Raw genomic sequence first — 1,529 nt, 5'->3', positions numbered from 1 at the left:
TGAAACAGAAAACTCTTGACGAAATGCTGCAAGAATTGCCAGGAGCAGGCCAGTTCATCATTGTTATGAATACCTGGTTCGAAAGACTGATGGCGGATCAATAGAAGTTGTGATAGAATGAAGAAAACGATTTGATGTGCAAATCGGAATTTAACGATGGAGAGAAAATAATGGAATTTTTGGATAGTGAAATGATGAAACGCTTTATGCATAGTGCGCCGGTTAATATATTTTTTAAGGATACGGAATGTAGATATTGTTTTGCTTCAGAGATCTGTGACCTGGTTTTTGTTGGGGAAAATGGAAGTATCGTAGGAAAAACAGATCTGGAAGTTCAGAAGTTTCCAGAAATGGGAAAAATGTATTATGAGGATGATAAAAAAATACTGGCTACGGGGGAAGACAGCCAGTATATCAGTGAATTTCCGATGGAAAATGGAGAATCACTGTATTTTGAGATAAAAAAGAGTGCAGTACGGGATGAAAACGGTAATATCATCGGAATCGTAGGAATTGTTGACAATGTTACCGAACGTGTTTGCTTGGAGAAGAAGGTGGAAGCGCTTTCCATTATAGATGGCTTGACAGGTGTGTATAATCGTAACTATCTGAAATACAGAGTAGAGGAAAAGAAAAAGAATCTGATTTTTCCGTTTACAGTGATTATGTCCGACTGTAATTATCTGAAGGAGGTAAATGACCAGTTCGGCCATGAATATGGTGATATTCTGCTTAAAATCGTAGCAGGTACCTTGAAGGAAGAAATGCCGGAAGATTCTCCGGTTATTCGAATGGGTGGAGACGAATTCATGATTCTGGGTAATGGGATCGCAGAAGAAAAAGCCTCCGAGCTGATGGCAAATATCCGGGAAAGTCTGAAACGGAAAAGCAAAGAAAAGCTTCCGTTAAGTCTGGCAATGGGCAGCTATACCGTACAGAGCAAAGATTTTTCCTTTGAGGAAGTATGCCATGAAGCCGATTTGCGGATGTATGCAGATAAAAAAAGGTTAAAAGCTGGTGAAAATACAGAAATCACAGAATAACTGCATCAGTTTATGAAAAATCGGAAGTTGTAGTAAAGGAGGTTTACAATGGGGTTTTGGATTTTTATGTTGATTATGGATTTGCTTCTTCCATTTACGATGATTGGTTTTGGAAGATATTTTATGAAAAAGGCTCCCAAGGAAATAAATTCAGTATTTGGATATCGGACTTCGATGTCTATGAAGAACAAAGACACATGGGAATTTGCTCATAAATATTGTGGTAAAGTTTGGTATGTCTGTGGAATGGTTATGTTGCCGATAACAGTAATCTTCATGCTTTTAGTGATTGGAAAAAATGAAGATTGTGTTGGGAGTATAGGAGGAATTATCTGTGGTGTTCAACTTATTCCTTTAATTGGGTCTATTCTCCTAACAGAAATAGCATTAAAAAAGAATTTTGATAAGAATGGAACAAGACGATAAATCCCAGTTTGTATATATCTTTTAAAAGGTATATGATTAAGAAAAACGGCAGGAGGTATC

At 37.2% G+C, this 1,529-nt stretch carries 2 protein-coding genes; both read left to right on the top strand.

All coding sequences use genetic code 11. The annotated features are described in order from the left end of the window. Positions 1 to 170: 170 nt before the first annotated feature. Positions 171 to 1,043, top strand: coding sequence for a sensor domain-containing diguanylate cyclase (locus tag LI112_RS17720; RefSeq protein WP_227191200.1), 873 nt, complete (start codon positions 171 to 173; stop codon positions 1,041 to 1,043). Positions 1,044 to 1,091: 48 nt separating this feature from the next. Beyond that, the gene (locus tag LI112_RS17715; protein ID WP_118771649.1) at positions 1,092 to 1,469 is read left to right on the top strand and encodes an SdpI family protein; all 378 of its coding nucleotides are present in this window, start codon (positions 1,092 to 1,094) and stop codon (positions 1,467 to 1,469) included. Positions 1,470 to 1,529: the final 60 nt, after the last annotated feature.

Origin of the sequence: Blautia sp. 210820-DFI.6.14 (assembly GCF_020558815.1) — a bacterium.
In the GTDB taxonomy this organism is placed as follows: Bacteria; Bacillota; Clostridia; order Lachnospirales; family Lachnospiraceae; genus Blautia_A; species Blautia_A obeum.
The sequence above is the reverse complement of the archived record's forward strand: the minus strand, read 5'-3'. Positions and strand labels throughout refer to the sequence as shown.